Origin of the sequence: Candidatus Poriferisodalis sp. (assembly GCF_965262965.1) — a bacterium.
Taxonomy (GTDB): domain Bacteria; phylum Actinomycetota; class Acidimicrobiia; order Acidimicrobiales; family Poriferisodalaceae; genus Poriferisodalis.
Genome location: NZ_OZ253573.1, coordinates 3182247 through 3203939, shown reverse-complemented (window position 1 = coordinate 3203939; position 21693 = coordinate 3182247). Strand labels below are relative to the sequence as shown.

The 21693-nt window shown below is 66.1% G+C and carries 23 protein-coding genes; 10 read left to right on the top strand and 13 right to left on the bottom strand.

The window, feature by feature from the left end; all coding sequences use genetic code 11:
- Positions 1-94: 94 nt before the first annotated feature.
- The 5 genes from ACQY5K_RS15390 to ACQY5K_RS15370 all read left to right on the top strand — a co-directional run bounded on the left by ACQY5K_RS15390 (position 95) and on the right by ACQY5K_RS15370 (position 6544).
- Positions 95-1720 carry an acyl-CoA carboxylase subunit beta gene (locus ACQY5K_RS15390; protein WP_428116974.1) on the top strand — a complete coding sequence of 542 codons (1626 nt, stop codon included), beginning with the start codon at positions 95-97 and terminating at the stop codon, positions 1718-1720.
- 11 nt (positions 1721-1731) lie between these two features.
- Positions 1732-3963: an acetyl/propionyl/methylcrotonyl-CoA carboxylase subunit alpha gene (locus ACQY5K_RS15385; protein ID WP_428116972.1), complete on the top strand. Its 2232-nt coding sequence runs from the start codon at positions 1732-1734 to the stop codon at positions 3961-3963.
- Between the two features lie 64 nt (positions 3964-4027).
- Positions 4028-4228 carry a hypothetical protein gene (locus ACQY5K_RS15380; RefSeq protein WP_428116969.1) on the top strand — a complete coding sequence of 67 codons (201 nt, stop codon included), beginning with the start codon at positions 4028-4030 and terminating at the stop codon, positions 4226-4228.
- 9 nt (positions 4229-4237) lie between these two features.
- On the top strand, positions 4238-5386 hold the full coding sequence (locus ACQY5K_RS15375) for a SulP family inorganic anion transporter (protein WP_428122732.1): 1149 nt from the start codon (positions 4238-4240) through the stop codon (positions 5384-5386).
- An 84-nt stretch (positions 5387-5470) separates the two neighbouring features.
- Positions 5471-6544, top strand: a complete 1074-nt coding sequence (locus ACQY5K_RS15370; protein ID WP_428116966.1) for an alpha/beta hydrolase — start codon at positions 5471-5473, stop codon at positions 6542-6544.
- Positions 6545-6557: 13 nt separating this feature from the next.
- Here ACQY5K_RS15370 and ACQY5K_RS15365 read toward each other — a convergent pair whose 3' ends face one another.
- The 5 genes from ACQY5K_RS15365 to ACQY5K_RS15345 are packed head-to-tail and all read right to left on the bottom strand — an operon-like array spanning position 6558 to position 10083.
- Positions 6558-7295, bottom strand: a complete 738-nt coding sequence (locus ACQY5K_RS15365; protein WP_428116964.1) for an MFS transporter — start codon at positions 7293-7295, stop codon at positions 6558-6560.
- Entirely contained in the window at positions 7249-7521 is a 273-nt protein-coding gene (locus ACQY5K_RS15360) for a type II toxin-antitoxin system HicB family antitoxin (protein WP_428116961.1), read from the bottom strand. Before ACQY5K_RS15360 ends, ACQY5K_RS15365 begins: the two co-directional genes overlap by 47 nt.
- Positions 7518-8264: an amidohydrolase family protein gene (locus ACQY5K_RS15355; RefSeq protein ID WP_428116958.1), complete on the bottom strand. Its 747-nt coding sequence runs from the start codon at positions 8262-8264 to the stop codon at positions 7518-7520. Before ACQY5K_RS15355 ends, ACQY5K_RS15360 begins: the two co-directional genes overlap by 4 nt.
- An 11-nt stretch (positions 8265-8275) precedes the next feature.
- Entirely contained in the window at positions 8276-9295 is a 1020-nt protein-coding gene (locus ACQY5K_RS15350; RefSeq protein WP_428116955.1) for a zinc-binding dehydrogenase, read from the bottom strand.
- A 35-nt stretch (positions 9296-9330) separates the two neighbouring features.
- A complete protein-coding gene (locus tag ACQY5K_RS15345) occupies positions 9331-10083 on the bottom strand; it encodes a crotonase/enoyl-CoA hydratase family protein (protein ID WP_428116952.1) in 753 nt (250 codons plus the stop codon).
- Between the two features lie 73 nt (positions 10084-10156).
- Here ACQY5K_RS15345 and ACQY5K_RS15340 point away from each other — a divergent pair, with 73 nt between their 5' ends.
- A complete protein-coding gene (locus tag ACQY5K_RS15340) occupies positions 10157-11374 on the top strand; it encodes a cytochrome P450 (protein WP_428116950.1) in 1218 nt (405 codons plus the stop codon).
- A gap of 17 nt (positions 11375-11391) precedes the next feature.
- Positions 11392-12705 carry an MFS transporter gene (locus ACQY5K_RS15335; RefSeq protein ID WP_428116948.1) on the top strand — a complete coding sequence of 438 codons (1314 nt, stop codon included), beginning with the start codon at positions 11392-11394 and terminating at the stop codon, positions 12703-12705.
- A gap of 8 nt (positions 12706-12713) precedes the next feature.
- Here ACQY5K_RS15335 and ACQY5K_RS15330 read toward each other — a convergent pair whose 3' ends face one another.
- The 5 genes from ACQY5K_RS15330 to ACQY5K_RS15310 all read right to left on the bottom strand — a co-directional run bounded on the left by ACQY5K_RS15330 (position 12714) and on the right by ACQY5K_RS15310 (position 15543).
- Positions 12714-12995 (bottom strand): HU family DNA-binding protein, encoded by a 282-nt coding sequence (locus ACQY5K_RS15330; RefSeq protein WP_428116945.1) that lies wholly within the window; start codon positions 12993-12995, stop codon positions 12714-12716.
- A gap of 82 nt (positions 12996-13077) precedes the next feature.
- A complete protein-coding gene (locus ACQY5K_RS15325; RefSeq protein ID WP_428122730.1) occupies positions 13078-13656 on the bottom strand; it encodes an ABC transporter permease subunit in 579 nt (192 codons plus the stop codon).
- Positions 13657-13771: 115 nt separating this feature from the next.
- A complete protein-coding gene (locus tag ACQY5K_RS15320) occupies positions 13772-14560 on the bottom strand; it encodes an ABC transporter permease (protein WP_428116942.1) in 789 nt (262 codons plus the stop codon).
- Positions 14561-14597: 37 nt separating this feature from the next.
- Complete coding sequence (locus ACQY5K_RS15315; RefSeq protein WP_428116939.1) at positions 14598-14795, bottom strand: hypothetical protein; 198 nt, start codon at positions 14793-14795, stop codon at positions 14598-14600.
- On the bottom strand, positions 14761-15543 hold the full coding sequence (locus tag ACQY5K_RS15310; protein WP_428116937.1) for an ABC transporter substrate-binding protein: 783 nt from the start codon (positions 15541-15543) through the stop codon (positions 14761-14763). Before ACQY5K_RS15310 ends, ACQY5K_RS15315 begins: the two co-directional genes overlap by 35 nt.
- A 293-nt stretch (positions 15544-15836) precedes the next feature.
- Here ACQY5K_RS15310 and ACQY5K_RS15305 point away from each other — a divergent pair, with 293 nt between their 5' ends.
- Together ACQY5K_RS15305 and ACQY5K_RS15300 are read left to right on the top strand one after the other, a co-directional pair.
- Positions 15837-18338 carry a CoA transferase gene (locus tag ACQY5K_RS15305; protein WP_428116934.1) on the top strand — a complete coding sequence of 834 codons (2502 nt, stop codon included), beginning with the start codon at positions 15837-15839 and terminating at the stop codon, positions 18336-18338.
- A gap of 41 nt (positions 18339-18379) precedes the next feature.
- Positions 18380-18790: a RidA family protein gene (locus ACQY5K_RS15300; protein WP_428116931.1), complete on the top strand. Its 411-nt coding sequence runs from the start codon at positions 18380-18382 to the stop codon at positions 18788-18790.
- Between the two features lie 54 nt (positions 18791-18844).
- Here ACQY5K_RS15300 and ACQY5K_RS15295 read toward each other — a convergent pair whose 3' ends face one another.
- Positions 18845-19294: a VOC family protein gene (locus tag ACQY5K_RS15295; protein WP_419921077.1), complete on the bottom strand. Its 450-nt coding sequence runs from the start codon at positions 19292-19294 to the stop codon at positions 18845-18847.
- A gap of 231 nt (positions 19295-19525) precedes the next feature.
- On the opposite strand from ACQY5K_RS15295, the gene dtd reads away from it, so the two are divergent.
- Positions 19526-19963, top strand: a complete 438-nt coding sequence (gene dtd, locus ACQY5K_RS15290; protein ID WP_428116927.1) for a D-aminoacyl-tRNA deacylase — start codon at positions 19526-19528, stop codon at positions 19961-19963.
- Positions 19964-19990: 27 nt separating this feature from the next.
- On the opposite strand, the gene ACQY5K_RS15285 is transcribed toward dtd, so the two are convergent.
- Together ACQY5K_RS15285 and ACQY5K_RS15280 are read right to left on the bottom strand one after the other, a co-directional pair.
- Positions 19991-20410, bottom strand: coding sequence for a Zn-ribbon domain-containing OB-fold protein (locus tag ACQY5K_RS15285; RefSeq protein WP_428116924.1), 420 nt, complete (start codon positions 20408-20410; stop codon positions 19991-19993).
- Between the two features lie 40 nt (positions 20411-20450).
- On the bottom strand, positions 20451-21617 hold the full coding sequence (locus ACQY5K_RS15280) for a thiolase domain-containing protein (protein WP_428116921.1): 1167 nt from the start codon (positions 21615-21617) through the stop codon (positions 20451-20453).
- Positions 21618-21693 lie beyond the last annotated feature (76 nt).

Here is a 21693-nt window from a genome sequence, read left to right as displayed (position 1 = left end):
CGCGGCCCGCGCAGTAGGCATTGGCCGGAACGGTCAAGCAGACTGCGAAGGTTCGCGTCTGCGTTCGCGCTGATTGCCTACACACGGGAGTCACATGCCGGTACTGCGATCACACATCGACACGTCTTCTGAGTGGTTCGCCAAGAACTGCAAAGACATGCGCGAACAGCTCGCCGAACTCGACGAGCTGCACCAGCAGGCAGCAGCGGGTGGCGGGCCGCGGGCGATGGCCCGCATGCGCAGCCGGGACAAGATGCCGGTCCGCGAACGCATCTCGATGCTGGTCGACCGCGACTCGCCGTTCTACGAGATCAGCTCGCTAGCCGGCTACTGCTCCAACTACGCCGTCGGCGGCGGGCTGGTGATGGGCATCGGCGTCGTGAACGGCGTCGAGTGCATGATCGAAGGCAACGATCCGACGGTGCTGGGCGGCGCCATCACGGTGTTCGCCGGCCGCAAGATCATGCGAGCCATCGAGATCTCCCGGGACAACCGGATGCCGTACATCCAGTTCGTCGAATCGGCCGGCGGCGACCTGCGAGGCAACGACGACCCCGAACGCCAGATGCGCGAACAAGAGAACCACTTCGCTGAATCCGGCCGGCTGTTCTACGACGTCACCGAGCTGTCGAAGCTGAAGATTCCGTCGATCTCGGTGGTGTTCGGCAGCTCGACGGCCGGCGGCGCCTACCAGCCCGGGATGAGCGACTACAACATCTTCATCCGCAACCAGTCCAAGGTCTTCCTGGGCGGGCCGCCGCTCGTGAAAATGGCGACCGGCGAGGACTCCGACGACGAGACACTGGGCGGGGCGCAGATGCACGCTGAGATCTCGGGCCTCGCCGACTACCTTGCCGAGGACGAAGCGGACGCCTTGCGCATCTGCCGGGAAGTGGTGGCCCATCTCAACTGGCGCAAGCACGGTCCCGGCCCGACGATGCCTGCGGACCCCCCGATGCATGACCCTGAGGAACTGCTCGGGCTGATGCCGCGGGACCTCCAAGCCATGATCGATTGCCGCGAGGTCATCGCCCGCATCACGGACGGCTCCCGCTTCGAGGAGTTCAAGTCGCGGTACGGCACCACGCTCATCTGCGGTTGGGCCTCCGTACACGGCTTCCCCGTCGGCATCATCGGCAACAACGGACCGCTGTTCAGCGACAGCTCCGAGAAAGCCACCCAGTTCATCCAGCTCTGCAACCAGCAGGACATCCCGCTGCTGTTCCTGCAGAACATCACCGGCTACATGGTGGGCAAGGACTTCGAGCAGGGCGGCATCGTCAAGAACGGCTCGAAGATGATCAACGCGGTGTCCAACTCGATGGTGCCCCACATCACCATGATCTTGGGCAACAGCTACGGGGCAGGAAACTACGGCATGTCAGGCCGGGCGTTCAACACCCGCTTCACGTACCTGTGGCCGACCGCCAAGATCGCCATCATGGGACCCAAGCAGATCGCCGGTGTGATGTCGATCGTGCGGCGCGGCCAAGCCATGCGGCGCGGCATCGAGTTCGACGAGGACGCCGACCGCAAGATCACCGAGCAGGTCGAGCACTTCCACGAGCTGAAGTCACTGGCCGCCTACGCCAGCGGGCGAGTGACCGACGACGGGGTCATCGACCCGCGCGACACCCGTGACGTGGTGGCGATGTCGCTGTCGGCGTGCCACAACAACGAAGTGAACGGCGCCGACGGCTTCGGTGTCTTCCGGATGTAGGGGCGGCTGCGATGAGCGAGAACACTCCAACACAGCAACGCCCGCTGCGACGGCTGCTCGTTGCCAACCGCGGCGAGATAGCCCGCCGGGTCTTCCGCACCGCGAGCGCCATGGGCATCTCGACGGTCGCCGTGTATTCCGACGGCGACGCCGACGCACCGTTTGTCACCGACGCGGACCTGTCGGTGCCGCTCGGCGGACGAACAGCGACAGAGTCGTACCTGTCGATCGACAAGGTGATCGCTGCCGCTGTGCGCAGCGGCGCCGATGCCGTGCATCCGGGCTACGGCTTCCTGTCGGAGAACGCCAACTTCGCCACGGCTGTGATCGAAGCGGGGCTGATCTGGGTGGGGCCGCCGCCTGCGGCCATTGCAGCGATGGGCGACAAGCTGGCCGCCAAGGAGACCATGGTGGCTTCGGGCGTCCCGACGCTGCCGTCGGTCCCGGTGACCGACAACATGTCCCCCGACGACCTAGCTGCTGCGGCTTCTGACGTCGGCTATCCCCTGCTGGTCAAGGCTTCGGCTGGCGGCGGCGGCAAAGGCATGCGCATCGTGGGCTCGGCGAGTTCGCTCGCGGATGCTGTGGCGGCGGCCCAACGCGAAGCCGCGGGAGCCTTCGGCGACGACACGGTGTTCCTGGAACGCTACCTGCCAGCGCCTCGCCACGTCGAGATCCAGGTGCTGGGTGACACGCACGGAAACGTCGTGCACTGCTTCGAGCGGGAATGTTCGATCCAGCGACGCCACCAAAAGGTCATCGAAGAGGCACCGTCGCCGGCCGTGACACCGGCGCTGCGTGAGCGCATGTGTGCTGCTGCTGTCGCGGCGATCAGCACGATTGGCTACCACTCGGCTGGGACCGTGGAGTTCCTGCTGGAAGGCAGCGGCGACGACGCTGAGTTCTGGTTTCTCGAGGTCAACACCCGTCTGCAAGTCGAGCATCCGGTCACCGAGGAGATCACCGGTCTCGACTTGGTGCGTGAGCAGATCCGCGTCGCAGCCGGCGAGCCGCTGGGCTACGAACAGGCCGACCTGGCGATCAACGGCCACGCCGTCGAGGCCCGCCTGTACGCGGAGGATCCCAGAAACGGATTCCTGCCCGCAACCGGCACTATCGAGCTGTGGGTGCCCGCAAGCGAGCCCGGGGCACGCTTCGATTCAGGCATTGAGATGGGTTCCGTGGTGGGCACCGAGTTCGATCCGATGCTCGCCAAGGTGGTCATGACGGCACCGACGCGTACCGAGGCTGCGCTCGGCTTGGCATCAGCGCTCGACCGCACCCGGTTGGGCGGCGTTGTCACCAATCGCGATTTCCTCTCTGCGGTGCTGCGCAGCGACGAGTTTCTGGCTGGCGACACCACCACTGATTTCATTGACCGGACAGGGCTTGCGACCGCCTCACCGCCCGGCCGCGGCCTGTTCCTGCATGCAGCGGCGTCAGCCGTGGCGCTGGTGTCGCAGGCCCGCAATCGTGAGCTAACGACTGCGCTGGGCTTCATGACATCGGGGTACCGCAACAGCGTCATGCCCGACGAAGTGCTGCCGCTCACGGCACTTGATCCCGCGGCAGGCGATGTCGATGTGAGCGTTGCCTACCGGCGTCAACGGGACCGCAGCTACCGGCTGCGCGTAGGGCCGCTGCGGACCGACGCTCCGTTTGCGCCGCCGGAAGATGGCGAACCCCAACCGAGCGACGGCGAGGCCGACGACGGCGACGACGGAGGCGGGGACAACGGCGACGAGGGCCTGCCGGACTCCAGCGAGTTCGTCGTGCGGCCCCATTCGATCCAGATCCACACCATCGTGGACGACATGGCCGGCGGGGTGACCGACGCACCCCCCGCCGAGCAATTCGACGCCGAACTCGACGTCACTGTGCTCAATTCCTCTGGCAGCGGGATGCGAGGTACCTGGCAGATCAGCCGTCGGGGTCACAACTGGTACGTCACCGGGCCGCTCACCGGTTCAGCGACGTTGCGGGAGCGGTCTCGATTCCCCGACCCGGACGCCGAGGCTGTTGAGGGCGGACTGGTCGCGCCGATGCCCGGCAAGGTGCTGATGGTCAACGTCTCCGAAGGAGACCGGGTGAGCGCTGGCCAGGTGCTGGTGGTGATGGAAGCCATGAAGATGGAGCACCAGATTGCCGCACCGGCCGACGGCGGAGTGAGCGAGGTGCGCGCTGCCGTCGGTGATCAGGTCGACAACGGCGAACTGCTCGTGGTCATCACGGCAGACGAATAGCCGAGACACCCCGTCGAATAGCGTCGATCTGGTCGGCGTTCGAGGGGGGTCGGACAGCTTCGATATGAGCTACGACCTGCAATCCCTTCGAGGTGATGTCAGCGACGGGCTGGCCGCGGCGGCCATCACGATCACGCCCGCAGCGACCTTCGGCGTCGTGTCAGGACTTGGGGCGGCCAGCGGCATCTACGGCGCGATCGCCGTCGGACTGTTCGTGGGCGCACCGGTCAAGATCACCAAACCCCTCACCGCGATCCGGGATTAGCCCGACGCGCTGAGCGACCTGAACGCCAGTGCGCTGGCGATCGCTGTGGTCACGCTCGTCATCGCGATTGCGTGGCCGCGCAGACTGCGGCGCTCTGTTCCCCCGACGGTTGCAGGCCTCATCTGCGGCACGCTGCTCAGCGTCATCTGGCTGGGCGACGTGCCCACCATCGTTGATGTCCCCACAGGCCTGCCCGAGCTCCAGCAGCCGGTCTTGGCGTTCGACTTCCTGGCGAGTTCATTGGTACCGGCACTGACGATTGCATTGCTCAGCACCGTGCGCGGCCTGCTGTCCTCGCTCGCCGTCGACGCTCAGACCCGCACGCAAACCGACGCCAACCGTGGCTTGATGAGCCTCGGAGCCGGGAATGTCGCGGCCGGGCTCACCGGTGGGCTCCCGGGGCACATGACATTCGTCACGACCGTTCTGAACATCCGGCTCGGGGCAACGACGCGTGTCTCGGTGGTTGTACGCGCTCTGGCGCTGCTGGCAATCGTGCTGGGGCTTGCGCGCTACCTCGAGTTCGTTCCCCATGCGGCCCTGGCGGGCATGCTGGCCGTGCTCGGTTGGCAGATCATCGACTGGCGGTTCCTGGCACGTGTCGGGCGCGTCCAGCGAGAGCACCTGCTGATCATGCTCACGACGCTGAGCATCACTGTCTTCGTCGACTTGGTCACAGCGGTGGCGGTCGGGCTGATCGTGGCCGGCATGATCGGCGCCCGCCAACTGGAACGGCTGCAGCTCGACAGCGTCGTCTCGGTGCCCCTCCTCGACCAGATCTTCCTCCACGGCCAGACGCCCGACATCCACGGCATTGGCCCCTACTCCGCACGTGTTGGCATCGTAAAGCTGCGTGGCAGCTTCACCGTCGCCTCGTCGAGCAAGCTCATCCGCACGATCGGCGACGACATCGTCGGCCACGAAGTCGTGATCTTGGATTTCTCCGAGACCGACTACATCGACGACAGTGCCGCCCTCGTCATCGAGCAGCTCATCGACACCGCTGCCGGCGGCGACGCACAGTGCATTGTCATGGCGCTTGACGGCATGCCTGCCGCCACGCTCGAATCGCTCAACGTTCTGCGCAAAGTCCCTGACGAGCACATGGTCGCAACCCTTGATGAAGCCCGGGAAGCGGCCAGGCAGTTGCTGGATTAGACGCGACGCGCAGCAACAAGCCCCGGGGCTACTGTCGGCGCGACCCGGGCGGCGACGTGCCACCTGGCGGAGAGGGGACCACTCATGGGCGCGACGCAAGTACATCGACCGGGACGACTCGGCGACCCGGACATGACGCTGGGCACCGACCCGCGAGCCGATCGCCGGATGGTCGCCGCAATGGTCGGGCTTGGCCTCGACGGTCATGGCGAGCCCACGCCGGTCAACGCTGACTCGCCCCTCGAGAGCATCTACGACTACTGCAACGTGGGCGAGCCGGGCTTCCAGATGATGTTTGACATGCTGTACCAGGGCTTGGCGCCGATCGAGGGTGTCGAGCGAAACGACGTCACGATCACGGGCCCCGACGGCAACGAGATCAGCCTGTACATCCACCGTCCCGCCGGCGTGGCCGGACCGCTCCCGGCCGTCTTCCACATTCACGGCGGCGGCATGGTGATCCTCACAGCAGCCGACGCCAACTTCTGCCGCTGGCGCGACGAGCTGGCCGTGCTGGGCCTCGTGGCCGTAGGCGTCGAGTACCGCAACGGCGGCGGATCGCTTGGCAACCACCCCTTCCCGGCCGGCCTCAACGACTGTGGCACTGCGCTGGAGTGGGTCGCGGCCAACAAGGCCGACTTGGGCATTTCCACGATCACTGTGTCGGGCGAGTCCGGCGGCGGGAACCTGACGCTGGCGACCACGCTCAAGGCCAAGCGCGACGGCTATCTCGACGTCATCGACGGCGTGTTCGCTCAGTGCCCGTACATCTCGGGCATGTACGCGAATCCGCCCGCCGACCTGCCGTCGCTGCACGAGAACGACCAGTACTTCCTGGGATGCGAGAACATGGGCGCACTCGTCAAGGCGTACGACCCCGCCGGTGAGAATGCGACCAATCCGCTGGCGTGGCCGATGCACGTCAGCGTCGAGGAGCTGGAGGGCATGCCTCCCCATGTCATCTCGGTCAACGAGCTCGATCCGCTGCGCGATGAGGGACTGACGTACTACCGAAAGCTGACTGCTGCGGGGAACACGGCAACGGCTCGGACCATCAACGGCACGTGCCACGCAGGCGACGTCATCTTCCGCGGCGCAATGCCCGAGGTGTACGCCTCCACTGCGGCTGCGCTGCGCGACTTCGCCTACTCCCTATAGCTATCGCGCTCGCTCAGCTAGAACGCGTTCGGGCCACGGGGACGCCATCGCGCCGGGGATAGGCCGTAACGAACAGCAACGCTTGGGCGGCAAACAGAACAAGCGCCAACAGCCACACCCAGCGCATCCCGTCGAGGAACTCGGTGGGAGATGCGGGTCGGCCGACGACGCCGATGGCCATCTGCCGTCGCTCGATCGGAAACGCCGTCAGCAACAGTGCCAGGCCAGACGGGAATTGCAGCGCCCCTCCCAGGGACCGCAGCACACGAGCCGCTATCAGCAACTCGGCCGAAGCTGCGAGTCCTGACAGCAGCGATCCGACGGCGAAGATTGCCAGCCCCCACAGGAACATCCTTCTTCGGCCGAATCGATCAGCCATCCAGCCTGCTGGCAGCAGCACCGACGCGACGCCGATGTTGTAGGCGGTGATGACCCACGACAGCGAGGCCGCTGACGCGTCTGGGAATGCTTGAGCGATCTCATCACGAGCCAGCGCGATGACGGTGATCTCGAGCGCCACCATGAAGCCAACGAGCGACGTGACGAACAGTGTTCGGTACGCAGCTGCGTTCGAGGTGGCGTCGGGATTGTCCAAGGTCAGGCCACCGAGGGCTGAGAGACTTCGGACAGCGGCTGACTCGACGCATGTGTCGTGATCGACGACGACCTGCCTGGCCAGCTGGGAATCGAGATCACCCGGCGACTCACTGTTGGGCCAAATAGATTTCTTGCCGCTCTTGAGCCTGGTCACGAAGTCTCGCCAGCTCGTCGATATCGACGTTGGCAACATCGAAGTGTTCGTCGAGTTCCAATTGCCAAGGGTCGTCGTCGACAGTGACGGCGATGGCTTCACGAACGTTGGTTGCCGCCTCGTCAAGAGTTCGACAGAACGTGTGCACGTCTGCCATGCCTTCGATCTCGACGAGCCATGCGTCATCATCGGCATCCCGACGGTATGTCACCGCATACGCCGTCATCGCTTCAGCCATCCTTTCCCGAGACACGGTTCAAGCTGGCGCTCGATGTGGGGCGGCAAGTCCCAGCTGGCCACGATGCGGCGCAGGTCAGTGAGGGGGCCGCAGTTGGGGTAGACGCTCCCGAACAGGATCTGGTCGGGCAGTTGGCGAGCCAGCGCGGTCACGTAGTCGTCCGAACCGGGAAAGCCGTAGTGGACGTACTGGCCGGGCACGATCACGACGTTGGGCTGCCTGTAAGCGACGCCCAGCGCTTCACGCACGTACGGCCAGCCGCCGTGCTGGATCGACACAGTGAGGCCCCCGAAGTCGGTGGCGACGTGGTCCACGTACTCGGGTCGGCAGTCGTCCTGGTACGGGCCCAGCAGGCAGCTCATGGTCGTCGACACGATGAGTCCCAAGCGCTGCGCCTCTTCATAGATCGGGCAGAGCTCCCGGTCGTTGAACCGGCGGCTGAGGGGCGCTGTGGACGGATCGACCGTGACACCCCGCATGCCCAGCGCAGCGAGTTCCCCGACCGCGTTGACCGCTTCGTCGACATCGCTGGGCTCGACTGAGCCGAAACCCACGAAGTGGTCGGGATGCTCGTCGACGATCTGCACGAAGCTGGGACAAGGCTCAAGGCCCATCCGGTCCAAGTAGTGGTAGGTCGCGGACGGCGTCCAGCTGCGAGCGCCAATGGGCCGGAAGCGGAAGTCGATGACAGCGATGTCGTCCACGTCCGCGGCCGTCCCGAGGGAGGTCACTGCAATGCTGCTCAGACCGGCGCGTCAGCGGTGATGACAATCTTGCCGAAGAAGCGGCGCTCCTCCATGGCCCGGTGCGCCTCGACGCCATCGGGCAGCGGCACCAGGGAATCAATGACGGGTACCAGCTCGTGCGACTGCACCATCCGTAGCAACTCGTCAAGGTCGTCGCGTTTCCACCCGTTGGAACCTCGGATGTCCATCTCGGCGGTCCAGATGAATCGAAGGTCAGTCGGCGGGTTGTAGCCAGCGGTAGCGCCGCAGGTCAGGAGGCGCCCGCCCTGGCGCACGCATCGCAGCGAACGGGCCCAGGTGTCGCCACCGGTGAAATTGACCACCACGTCGTAGCCGCCCCCACCGAACAGGCCGCCGGTTTGTTCGCGGCAATAGCGGGCAATGTCGACCTCGGCATAATTGATCGTCTCGTCGGCGCCCAGGTCAACAAGGCGCTGGCACTTCTCGTCGGTGCCCGCTGCAGCGATCACTCTCGCACCCCGCAGCTTGGAGATCAGCAACGCGCTGGTGCCCACTCCCCCACTGGCGCCCAGGATCAACACGGTGTCGTCCGGGCCGACCTCGCCGCGGGTGATCATCATCCGGTGGGCAGTGCCATAGGCCACCGGCAGGCACGAAGCATCCTCGTAAGAAACGTCATCGGGCAGCGGGATCAGCTGCGTGTCGCTCACGGTGACGTACTCGGCATAGGCGCCCCACAGGGTGTCGCCGATCATGGAGAACGTGCCGCTCCCGCGGTCCCAATGGACCGGGTCTGCGAGCACCCGGTCGCCCACCGACCATCCCTCGACACCCGGACCGAGCTCGGCGACCTGCCCTGCGGCATCACAGCCCGGGATGCCGGGTAGCGGCACCTTGATCCCAGGCATGCCGCGGCGAGTGAACACGTCGTGGTAGTTGAGCGAGCAGGCCCGCACCGCGATCCGTACTTCGCCGGGTTGCAGCTCGGGCGTGTCGATGTCGCGATACGACAGCACATCGATATCGCCGTGCTCCGAGAAGACGATTGCTTTCATCGTTGAGCCCCTATTCGCCGACCGTCATCGGTCTGTCACACCCCCGAGGCGCGGTCTCGTTCGACCGATGCGTCCATCTCGGCAAGTACGTCGCCTCGCAGCGCCCGCACCGTGCCGGCGTAAGCACGGGGGTCGAGCGTGTCGGCCAGCTCCGCAGCTACCTCGAGCGCCCGTTCGACGACCGCATCCGGAGCCACCGCCTCGTCGAGGAAGCCGGCTTGGGTAGCGCCCACGCCGTCCAGCAGGCGGGCGTTCGCCACGCAGCGCTGCAGGTGACGCCTGGACAGGCGTTCGGTGGAAATCGTCATGGCCCAGTCCGGCAGCGTCAGCGCAATTGCCACTTCGTTCAGCCCGATCTTGACGGGCGCATCGGGGCCGACGCGATGGTCGCAGCCCAGCAGCAGCAACGCTCCCGCTGCGACGGCATGTCCGGTGCACGCTGCCACCACGGGTACCGATGAGCCGTAGGCCCGCCGCACCATTGCGCCACCCGCTGACACCAGATCGGTCATCGCAGCACGGTCGCCGCCGCGGATCACGTTGAGGTCGAACCCTGCAAAGAACGCCCGTTGGTTGCCGGCGATGACCACCGCACCGATGCCGTCGTCGGCCTCGGCTGCATCGATCTGCGCGTCCAGCGCGGCCAGCATCGGTACCGAGAACGCGTTCGCCTTGCCGTCGTCCACCTTGACGAGCAGCACGTTGCCGTATTGCTCAGCCGAGACCGTGCCATTGCCTGATTCCCCATTGCCCGATGTGCCATTACCCGATGTGCCTGCGCCATTCATCGTGCGAATGCTACGGCTGCGCCTCCCAGCGTGCCCGAGCCGAGGCCGGTGCAGGTCTGGTTAGGGTGCGCCCATGGCCGTGCCGGTTGCCGAAGTGGAGATGCCCGAACTGGAGCTCGATCCGGTGACGTGGGAGGAACAGCGGCAGTTGGCGCTCGGTCTGCTCGAGAACGGCAACTGGATTGCGCGGACTCCGCTCGGCTACGTCATCACTCGCTACGACGACGCAACCGCCATGCTGCGTGACGGCCGCTGGTACTCCGCGATCGGACTGATCGCGGACATGCAGGGCTACGACGACCCAGATTTCAGGCAGCGCAGCAGCCGCAACATCTTGGCAATGGAGGGTGACGAGCACCACCGACTCCGGCGCCTCGTCGGGCCCGCTTTCACACCGAAATCGGCGGAGCGGCTGCGGCCCTTCATGGCCGAAGTGATCGACGAGTTGCTCGACCCCGTGTGCGCACAGGGCAGCGCCGAGTTCGTGAGCCAAGTCTGCGAGCCATACCCGATTCCGATCATCTGCGAGATGCTGGGTGCTCCTCGCGAGGACTGGAAGCTGTTCGGACGCCTGGCGACGGACATCTTCCGCATCTTCAACGGCAACCTCCACCGGGACGGTCCGGCCATCGTCGCAGCGCAGAACGAGATGGAGGCCTACATGACGGCGCTCATCGCCGAGCGCCGGGCGGCGCCGCGTGACGACCTGCTGTCCGACCTCATCGCCGTGTCCGAAGCAGGCGATCGGCTGTCGACAGAGGAGTTACTGTCGCTCGCCAACTCACTGCTGCTTGCGGGCACCGACACGACTCGCAACCAGCTCGGGTGCGCGGTGGCGCTGTTCGCACAGCATCCCGACCAGTTGCGGTTGCTCGCAGATGACCTGTCGCAGGCGCCTGGTGCCGTCGAAGAAGTCATGCGGTATCTCGGTGCGATACGCGGCACCGCTCGTTACGCCAGCGAGCCGATCACCTACCGCGACATCGAGTTCCCGGCCAACACCTTCATCTTCCCGAGCCTTGTGGGCGCCAACTACGACGGCGAGAAGTTCGTCGAGCCCACAGACTTCGACATCACGCGCCGTTCAGGCACCCCCCACATGACCTTCGGCAGCGGCATCCATCACTGCCTGGGAGCCTTCCTGGCCCGGGCAGAGCTGCAGGAGGCGTTCAAGGCCATCGCCCGTCGAATGCCGAACCTTCGCCTCGACGGCAACGTCGAATGGAAGCCGCTCTCGAACGGGATCTGGGGTCCGGCGGTTCTGCGGGTCAGGTTCACGCCGGGGCACTGACCCCAGCCACTCGCCAGATGGGCCGCTTGCCCGACGCCTTCAGGGTCACGCCCGCCGCAGCCGGATTCGGCGATCCCGTGCCGGCGCTAGGCCCGGCGGCAGCTGCGGATGCGGTCGGCGACGCGGTCGACTTCGACCGTGTGCGCTGGGGCCGCGTCGTGCTCGTGGCCTTCTCCGGGGTGGTGTCGCACATCTTCGGTCGGGCCACCATCGGAGTACTGCTCCCCGCCATGGCCCCCGAACTCGGGCTGAGCGACACGCTGGTCGGCGCGCTCGGCTCGACGAACATGGGCGCCTACTTCGCCGGTGTGGTGATCGTCACGTTCAGCGCGGGCCGCGTCGAACCGTTCACGCTCTTGCGGGCCGGCATCGTCACGTCGACAATCGGCCTCGCTGTGGTGGGAACGGCGTCGTCTCCGTTCGCCTTGGTGATCGGAACTGCACTGGCGGGCCTCGGCGGCGGAGGCATCTGGCTCACCGCTCCCGTCATCGCCAGCGAGGGAGTGCCCGCGGCTCGGCGAGGCGCAGCGCTCGGCGTGCTCACCGCCACCATGGGCGCAGCATTCATCGGCGTTCCCCTCGCAACTGCGGTGATGCGCAATGTGGCTGGCAGCGACGCGATCTGGCGGCCGCTGTGGCTGGGCGAGGCAGCGATCTCGATACTGCTGCTCGTTGCGCTGACGCTGTTCGTCAAGGCGGGCCGAACCGAACGGGTCACCGCCGTCGGCGGACTTGCAGCGTTGCGGCAGATTCAGGGCTGGAAACGGGCCGTCGTGGCGTACATGGCGTTCGCCTATACGACGACGTCGTTCGCAAACTTCCTGGGTCTGGCACTTGAGCGCGACCACGGCTTCGACCGCTTGGCCGCCACGCTCGTGTTCTCCGGCATGGGAGCAGGTTCGATGGTCGGCGCTTTGGCGTTCGGCCGTCTCAGCGATCGGATAGGCCGGCCCGCCACGATGGCGACCGTGATGGCCATCAGCACATGCACCGGGGTCGTGATGGCGGCGCGCGTTCCCAATGCGGTGATCATCGTCGCCGCCGTGGTGGTCTTCGGGGGCGCGTCATTCGCCTACCCGTCGCTCACCGCCACGTTCGTGCGCGATCACGTCACAGATCGCACGTTTGCGGCTGTGCTCGGCACGATGACGATGTTCTATGGCCCCGCGTCGGTCATCGGTCCAGCGGCGAGCGGTTGGCTCGCCGACAGGACAGGCCACTACGACGCGACCTACGGAGTCATCGCAGTGATGGCCTTGACATCGTGCATCTGCATGTCGACGATGCGCCGGTCTCGGAGTGCGGCGCCGCAGACGGCGCCGTATAGCTGAGCGCTGACTCAGCCCTCCATCAGCTGCTTCTTCATCGCAGCAGCAGTCGAGAGCTTCAGCGAGCGGCTCGGTCCGATCTCGATGGACTCGCCGGTCTGAGGGTTGCGGCCCATACGCGCACCGCGCTCGGACATCGAGAATGCGCCGAATCCGGGCCACGTCACCTTGCCGCCAGCCTTCACTTCCGCTGCAACGAGATCGAAGAACGCCGACAGCGCCTTCTCTGCGTCGCCAGCCGTCACACCGGCCCGAGCGGCCACCGCCTTGATGGTCTCTGCCTTGTTCGCCACGGTCCTGTACCTCTTCTCATGGGAATCGGATTCTCACCTCAGCACACAAGAGTGCCGAAGTGGTGGATTTCGAGGGCAGTGTCTAGCGGTGCGAGCACTCGGACGCACCCTCAGCCCCGCTCGCGCTGCTCGGGTGATCTCGTACTTCGGCCTTCACGTCGAAGGCGTCTCGCACGCCGTCGCCCACGTAGTTGACCGACAGGGCAGTGAAAACGATCGCCAAACCGGGGGCCCACACGAGCCATGGCGCGATGGTCATGAGCCCCTCATTGCCTCCGAGCATGTTCCCCCACGTGGCGCCATGCACCGCACTGATGCCCAAGCCGAGAAAGCTGAGAACTGACTCGCCCAAGATCGCCGCAGCCACCGCGATCGACACAGCGACGGTGATCTCGCCCACCAAGTTCGGCAACAAGTGCCGAAACAGGATGCGCGGAATCCCGGCACCCATCGCTCGGGCGGCAGCGCGATCAGCGTGTCTGTGACGCGTATCAAAGCGGCGTCGACAAACCCGCCCCGGTACCCGGCGACAAGGCCGACAAGCGTGCCCATCACGGACGCCAGAATCGCCACCGACACACCGACCAGCAGGGAGATCCGCCCGCCGTGGAGCACGCGGCTGAGCGTGTCGCGTCCCGGGGTGTCGGTACCGAGCAGGTATTCGCGGCCCGGGCCGGCGAGGAGATCGTCGAGGTGCTGTTCGTTCGGCGGGTACGGCGCGATCAGATCCGCGCCGATGACGGCAGCAGCGATGAGCACGAGCACCGCCAGAGCCACTACCGAAAGCCGATGCCCAGGGCGGCCTGGGTCGTCACAGGTATCAGGGCGTTGCGCACTCCGTGACGCAACACCACCACCCGTTCTGAGAGACCCTTGGCGTACGCCGTGCGCACGTACTCGGCGCCAAGCACGTCGAGCAGACCCGCACGCATGTAGCGGCTGTAGACGGCGATCAGTTGCAGGGACAAGGCCATGGTCGGCACGGCGAGGTGACGCGCACGGTCGATCAGATCGAACCCTTCTTGATCCGGCGAGTAGATGCCCGCTGTCGGCAGCAGCGGCGGCGCGACGCCCAGCCAATTCGCAAGATAGAGCCCGAAGAACAGTTGCAGCATCAGGCCCAGCCAGAACACTGGGATCGAGAGACCGAAATACGACGTGGTGGTGGCGGCAATATCGATGAGCGAACGGCGGCGCGCGGCCCCGAGCGTTCCGACCGCGATGCCCACCGCCAACGACAAGGTCACCGCGACAGCGACGAGCACCAGCGTGTTCGCCAACGCTGTTCGCACGAGCAGCCAAACCTCAGCTCCGTTTTGCACCAGCGACGTGCCGAGATCTCCGGTCACGAAGTTGCCCAACCAGTGGAAGTAGCGGGTCCAGAACGGCAAATCGAGTCCCAGCGCCTCGACGTATGCGGCGCGGTCGGCAGCCGAGATCCGCGGGTTGACAGCGAAGGCCGCCGTCGGCTTCGTGATGTTGTCTGCCGCCCAGAACGCGCCCAGCGAGATCACGGCCAGGATCGGCAGCGTGACGACGAGCCGTCGGAGCGCATACCGAGCCACGAGCCGAACTCAGCCTGAAATCGAAGCCGTCACTGGTTCATTCACCGCTGAGTGTCCAGTCATACATGTCGAAGAATCCGCCGTAGGGACTCGACACGTACGCACCAGCGCCGGATACAACCGTGGCATCCCAGGCCAGCAAGTTCGGCAGCACATACAGCGGGATCCAGGGCATGTCATCGGCAAGCAGTGCCCCGAGTTCATGGACCTTGACCAGCCGGGCAGCCGGATCCACCTCCGCGTCGCTTGTTGCCGGCCACGGTGTTCCAGGCAAGCACGAGCTCTTCGCCTTCAGAATTCACCCACAGGCCGTCAGGATCAGGTCGGGTCCAGCCTTCGGCTTCCAGCAGCTCAGCAACCTTGGCGGCGTCGGGGAGGTAGCGCGCGAAGTCGTCGTTGCACCACTCGCCGAAGCCGGGGTTCCAGCCGGTGCATTGCAGCACTTCGGGGTCCGGGACGATCGAGCCGAGTGCTACGTCCGCGATGCGCTCCCGGTCGAGGGCGTACGCGAGTGCTTGACGCACGTTGCGAGTGACATCGAATCGTCGATCCGGCGCGTCCGGGTTGATCCAGAGCCCCTCGATGGATGTCCCTGCGCCGACCGCGAAGGTCAGATCGCCGGTGATGCGCTCACGGGCGCCCGGAAACGGCTGCGGGAAGGCGGCCATCGCCTCGCCGGTCTGCAGTGCGAGGATCTCCGAGTCGGTGTCTTCGCGAGGCGCCATGACGACCTCGTCCAACAGCGGGACGCGATCCGCGTCCCAGTAGTCGTGATTCGGCACAAGGATCTGCTGCTCGGAAGACCACGAGTGCTGGATCCACGGTCCGCCAGAGATCGTGATCTCGTCATTCCACTGGTCGGCGATGTCGGTGTCGGGTCCCAGTTCATGTGCCGGCAGGACCAAGTCGAACAGCGTCTGCCACGGGGCATACGGCTCGCTGAACGTGATCACTGCGGTGTGCGGATCGGAGTGCTGCTGCACGCCGAAAGCCCAAGAGCCATCGCCGCCACGACAGCGCACCAGCACCAGCGCCAGCGCCTCGCCGGACGAGAGCCAGCCAGCGGCCCGGCTGACGACGTGATGTCACGTACGTCACCGTGAATGGATGTCATGACCGCAAAATAGTGGTGACGTGTGACACGCCATGGGTACGCAGCGGCGACACACCGGCTGCATTCGGCGCTGCGCTCGTCGGCGGCGAGTACCCGTACAAATAGGCACCTACGGGACTTGTCTGGCAGAGTTTGCGAACTTGCGCCGGACGCATCGGCGCCGTGACGGGACGGAGACACTCCGAAGTGCTGGACGGGCTGCGCATTCTGGATCTGACCGACGACCGCGGGCACATGGCCGGGATGCTGCTGGCGCAGCTGGGCGCCGAGGTCGTGCTCGCCGAGCCGCCCGACGGGCATCGCGCCCGCCACCGGGGCCCCTACGTGGACGACGTGGTCGACGCGGAGCGGTCGATTGAGTTTCTGGTCTACAACCGAGGCAAGCACTCGGTGGTCATCGAAAACTCGGCTCAGATCGCCGAGCTGGCAGCCCACTGCGACGCGGTCGTCTCCTGCGACGCCTTCGACGTCGACCTCGATGCGCTGCGTGCCGCCAATCCCCAGCTCGTGACCGCCTCGATCACGCCGTTCGGCCAAACGGGTCCGAAGACCGGCTGGGCGGCAACCGACCTCACGATCGCCGCCTCAAGCGGCACGATGTCGCTGACGGGCGACCGCGACCGGGCACCGGTACGCATCGGCTCACCCCAGACCTGGCACAACGCCGCGGTCGACACCGCCGGCGCGATTCTCATGGCGCTTCACGAGCGTCAGAGCTCGGGGCTCGGCCAGCACGTGGACACCTCGGCCCAGCAGTCGTTCGTTGACTGCACGCAGTTCCAGATGATGGCCGTGCTCACCGGCGGCGAGGTGCCGGTGAGGCTTCCGGGAGCCGTCAATCTGGGCGGCTTTCTCATCCCGTGGGTGTACGGGTGCGCAGACGGCCATGTGACCGTCACGTTCCTGTTCGGCCCGATGATCGCACCCTTTACGAGCCGGCTCCTGACGTGGGTCTGCGAGGAGGGCTACTGCGACGTCGAGCTGCGGGACAAGGACTGGGTCGACTTCGGCATGGCGATCTTCGAAGGCCGCGAGTCGATGGACACGTTCGACCATGCCATCAAGTGCCTGACCGCGTTCGCGGCCTCGAAGACGAAGGCGGAACTGCTGGAGCGGGCACTGTCGGACAACCTGCTGATCGCGCCCGTCACGACGACGGCCGATGTGCTCGCTCTCGATCACCTGGGTGTGCGCGACTACTGGCAGCACGTTGAGGCGCCCCGAGCCAGCGGCCCTGCGCCGGTGCGACTGTGCGGCGCGATGGCCAAGACGACCGGCGACCCGCTCGCAGACCTTGCGGCCGCACCGCGTCTCGGCGAGCACACCGTGCGGCACCTGACAGCCGATGGAACGGCTGGACCGGCGATCACGTCGCGTCCCCGGTCAGAGCTCATCCCCACCGGGCGATCGATGAACCGCCCCCTCGAAGACGTCAAGATCCTCGATTTCATGTGGGCGCTGGCGGGTCCCGGTGCAACCCGAACTTTGGCTGACTACGGCGCAACCGTCGTCAAGGTGGAAAGCGAGTTGCACCCCGACGTGCTGCGCGGCGTCCATCCGTTCATCGGCGAGGAAGGCGGGCAGGAGAACGCGCTGCAGTTCCACTCCATCAACGCAGGGAAGCTGGACCTGACGCTCGACTTGTCGCTGCCCGAGGCCCGAGAGGTGATCCTGGACCTCGTTGCGTGGTGCGACGTGCTCACCGAGTCCTTCTCGCCGAAGGCGATGGAGAATTGGGGCCTCACCTACGACGTGCTGCGCGAGGTGAATCCCAATCTCGTGATGTTCTCCAGTTGCCTCATGGGCCAGACGGGGCCAATGCGCATGTACGCGGGCTTCGGCACGATGGCGGCCGCAATCGCCGGGTTCTATCCGGTGACCGGCTGGCCCGATCGCATCCCGGCGGGCCCGTTCACCGCCTATACCGACTACATCTCGCCGAAGCTGGGCGTGATGCTGATCCTGGCTGCGCTGGCCGAGCGTGATCGCACGGGCCGGGGACAGCACGTCGATTTCTCCCAGATGGAGGGGGCGCTGCACTTCCTGGCGACCGAATTCGCCGACGAGGAGATCAACGGACGCACTGCTGGTCGCAGCGGCAACGCGGATCGCCACATGTGCCCCCACAGCGTCTATCCCGCGGCCGGCGACGACCGCTGGGTCGCGATCGCCTGCGAGACCGATGCGCAGTGGGGCGCGTTGGCCGGACTGCTTGTGGGGGCCGCCGGCGAGAACAGCGATCTGGGGCACGCTCTGTCGGCGATTGGCGCAGGCGCTGACGTTGCGGCCCTGGACGTTGCAGGTCGCCAAGCCCGCAGCGACGCCATCGACGCGGCGATCACCACGTGGACCGAGCCCCAAGAAGCAGCCGCCATCGAGGCGACGCTGCAGCAGTGCGGCGTGCCAGCTCACCGGGTGAACGACGCTGCCGATCTCATGGCTGACCCGCAGATCGTCGCCCGCGAGCACTTCTTGTCGGTACCGCACGCCAAGCACGGCCATACCTGGGTGGAGGACAGCAATTTCGAGCTGTCGCGCACTCCCGGCCGGCCGCTGTGGGGCGGTCCGATGTTCGGCGAGCACAACATGGAAGTGCTCGAAGGCATCCTCGGTTATGAAGCCGAGAAGATCGCCGAACTCGTCATCGCCGGCGCCATCACCTGACAGCGCAGCACGGCGTGCCTGCCGCGCCCCACAATGTCGGCATGAACAACGACAGCAACGTTTCCGGCGCCGACAGGCAGAACATCTCGAGCGGCGGGCCGCTTGAGGCCGTCGCGGGTTATTCGCGGGGGGTGCGCCTGGGCAACCATGTCGCCGTTTCGGGCAGCACAACGCTCGGACCCGATGGCGTGGCGCACCCGGGCGACTGCTACGCGCAGGCGAAGGCGATCTTCGAGCTCATCGAGAGTGTGCTCAACGAAGCGGGTGCCCAGATGAGTGACGTCGTGCGGACAAGGTCGTTCGTGACCGACATCGCCATGACCGAGGACTTCGTCCGTGCCCACGGGGAAGTCTTCAGCGACATCCGCCCTGCTTCGACCCTCGTCGAGGTGTCGGCGCTCATCCATCCCGACCTCGTCATCGAGATCGAAGTCGACGCGATCATTTTCTGATACTTGTGGCACACGTTCGCCGACGCCCCGTTGCGCCGCGACGGATGAGTCCGACTACTCAAACAGGTCAGAACGCGAGCCGACAGGGTGGCGGCCGGGCTCGGGGTTGGGGACGAGCACTTCGCACTCCATGGCGTCAGGGTCCCGGAAGAACAGGCTGAGTTTGCGCCCGAAGTCCGTGACGGTGCCGTCGGTGGCGCCAGCGTCCATCAGTTGCCGCCTGATGTGGCCGAATTGGTCAAGATCGGCGGCACGAAGACCGATGTGATCAAGTCGGCCGCGACCGAACATCGGCGTCTGGTGCTCGGCCTGGTCGTTGCCTTCGATCTCGAACACGTTGAGCTCGGTACTGGGTCCGACGTTGATCACGGTCATGCGAGGCCCGCCGGGGTATTCCTCGCCGTCAAACTCGATCGTGGCCCCGAACATGTCGATGTAGAACCGCTGCAGCGCGTCCGAATCTCCAGTGATGACCGCTACGTGGTCCAGTCCGAGTGTCTGCATTGCACTCTCTTTTCGTTGCTGGCGGCTCCGCCGCTCAGAGCGCTTGGCCTGCTTCAGGTTCGGGGGTGCTCGCCGCCGCCATTGGGGGCGTTTGCGATGCTGAGCCTTTGGCCGTGGTGAGTGTAAGCACTGCATTGCGCAGAGTGGCTGTGACGACGGGAGCCGATGCCCTCGACGGCGTTGCCTATCGAGCGCCTCTGACTGCGATCAGTCGAAACCTACGCTGAGCGGGTGCGAGCTCTGGTTCAGCGGGCTTCTGAAGCCCGCGTACGCGTCGACGGTGAGGTCATCGGCGAGATCGGCGCCGGGCTGTGCTGCCTGGTGGGCGCAACGCACGACGACAGCCGGGAGACGGCGCGCAAGCTTGCGGGCAAGATCTGGAACCTGCGCATCTTCGCCGACGAGAACGGCCAGATGAACCGGTCAGTGGCCGACACCAGCGGCGAAGTGCTGGTGGTCAGTCAATTCACGCTCTACGGCGACACGCGCAAAGGCCGGCGGCCGTCGTTCGTCGCCGCGGCCGCTCCCGACCTCGCCGCTGAGCTGATCGACGAGCTGGTCGCCGAGTTGCGACGCCTGGGCGCCACGGTTGCAACCGGCTCATTCGGGGCCCACATGGCAGTCGAGTTGACGAACGACGGTCCAGTGACGCTGATGCTCGAAGTCTGAGCCGAAGCGCTGAGGCGTTGGACAGGCTCAGGCAGGGGTGAACCGGAGCAGTGCGGGGCCTTCTGGAGTGGGGTCGAAGACTGCCTGCACGGCCTGGCCGATGTGGACCGTGTCGGGGTCGCAGCCGACGATGTTGGTCACCACGCGGGGGCCTTCTTCGAGCTCGACGTAGGCCAGCACGAACGGGGTCGCCTTGCGCCACGAGCCGGGGATCCGCCGGGTGACGGTGCAGCTGTAAACGATGCCACGCCCCGATGCGGTGAACCAGGTCACTGACGTCGAGCCGCACTGGTCGCAGTGGTCGCGCGGGTACCACACGACGTGGTCACAGTCGTCGCAGCGGGGCAGCTCCAAGCGTCCCTGCGCCGTCGCGTCCCAGAAGCGCTGCGTTTCGAGGTTCGCGTGCGGCGGCGGCACCGGCAGGCCCGACGGTCCCAACTCGCTCACAGCGGCCACCTCATTTCGATCTGGCTCACTTCGATATGGCTCACAGCGATCGGCCCATCACGACGGTGGCGCTTGCCATGCGTGTCGCGAGGCTGCCGCCGGTGCCGTGTGCCAACGCCAGCTCGCAGTCGGGCACCTGCACCGCAGCGTGCGCCTCGCCGCGCAGCTGCCGCACGGCTTCGACCACCTTGGTCATGCCGCCGCGATTGGCCGGATGGTTGTTGCACAGACCGCCGCCATCGGTGTTGAACGGCAGCACGCCGCCCGGTGACTGCAGGGCGCCGTCGGACACGAAGCGCCCGCCGTGGCCCTTCTTGGCGAAGCCCAGATCTTCGAGGGTGATCAGCACAGTGATGGTGAAGCTGTCGTAGATGGACACGTAGTCGATGTCGGCCGGGGTGATGCCGGCCTCGGCGAACGCCAGCGGGCCCGAGCGCGACGCGCCGGTGTGGGTGAGGTCGATGCGCCCGCCCGAGGTGTGCTTGATCGACGTGCCCGTGCCCAGCACAGGAATGCAGTGGCGATCAAGCGATGCCGCTACAGCTTCGGAGACCAGCACCAGCGCTCCGCCGCCGTCGGTGATGACGCAGCAGTCCAGCCGGCGCAGCGGATCGGAGATCATCGGCGACGAGACCACCTCGTCCACCGTGACAACGTCTTGAAGGAACGCGTTCGGGTTGTGTTGTGCGTGCGTGGACGCGGCCACCTTCACTTCGGCGAGCTGCTCGGACGTCGTGCCGAACTCATGCATGTGACGTGCCGCGGCCAGTGCGTACCCGCCGGGCACCGACATGCCGAACTGGTTCTCGAACGACGCCTCGGGCGCAGAGCTGAAGCGGGCACTGCCGCCTGGCCCTGCCCCGCCGGTGCGGGGTTTGCCCGCCAGCGTGATGAGCGCAACGTTGACCTGTCGGGCGGCAATGGCGGCCGCAGCGTGCTGGACGTGAACCAGGTACGCCGAGCCGCCCGTCTCGGTGTCGTCGATGTAGGTGCAGTCGAGGCCCAAGTATTCCACCATCGACAGCGCACCGAAGCCAGGAGCGTCACCTGCGGAGTAGTACGCGTCGACATCTGCCAGCGAGAGCCCCGCATCGGCCAGCGCTCCTGCGGCCACCTCGCCGTGGATCTGCGGCAGCGTCCGATCGGGCAGTTCGCGCCCTGGATGCTCGTACACCCCGGCGATGCAGGCCTTCCCTCGAATGGTCACCGGCGGCACGCTAGCCGCCCCCTGTGAAGCGATGCCCGAACGCGACGCGTGCGGGGTCGTCGGTCTGGGACCGGAC

What these genes read in the sequence shown, in the direction of transcription:
- ACQY5K_RS15390 (WP_428116974.1), top strand. Translation starts at nt 95, where the DNA reads ATGCCGGTACTGCGATCACACATCGACACGTCTTCTGAGTGGTTCGCC.
- ACQY5K_RS15385 (WP_428116972.1), top strand. Translation starts at nt 1,732, where the DNA reads ATGAGCGAGAACACTCCAACACAGCAACGCCCGCTGCGACGGCTGCTC.
- ACQY5K_RS15380 (WP_428116969.1), top strand. Translation starts at nt 4,028, where the DNA reads ATGAGCTACGACCTGCAATCCCTTCGAGGTGATGTCAGCGACGGGCTG.
- ACQY5K_RS15370 (WP_428116966.1), top strand. Translation starts at nt 5,471, where the DNA reads ATGGGCGCGACGCAAGTACATCGACCGGGACGACTCGGCGACCCGGAC.
- ACQY5K_RS15360 (WP_428116961.1), bottom strand. Translation starts at nt 7,521, where the DNA reads ATGACGGCGTATGCGGTGACATACCGTCGGGATGCCGATGATGACGCA.
- ACQY5K_RS15350 (WP_428116955.1), bottom strand. Translation starts at nt 9,295, where the DNA reads ATGAAAGCAATCGTCTTCTCGGAGCACGGCGATATCGATGTGCTGTCG.
- ACQY5K_RS15345 (WP_428116952.1), bottom strand. Translation starts at nt 10,083, where the DNA reads ATGAATGGCGCAGGCACATCGGGTAATGGCACATCGGGCAATGGGGAA.
- ACQY5K_RS15340 (WP_428116950.1), top strand. Translation starts at nt 10,157, where the DNA reads ATGGCCGTGCCGGTTGCCGAAGTGGAGATGCCCGAACTGGAGCTCGAT.
- ACQY5K_RS15335 (WP_428116948.1), top strand. Translation starts at nt 11,392, where the DNA reads ATGGGCCGCTTGCCCGACGCCTTCAGGGTCACGCCCGCCGCAGCCGGA.
- ACQY5K_RS15300 (WP_428116931.1), top strand. Translation starts at nt 18,380, where the DNA reads ATGAACAACGACAGCAACGTTTCCGGCGCCGACAGGCAGAACATCTCG.
- ACQY5K_RS15295 (WP_419921077.1), bottom strand. Translation starts at nt 19,294, where the DNA reads ATGCAGACACTCGGACTGGACCACGTAGCGGTCATCACTGGAGATTCG.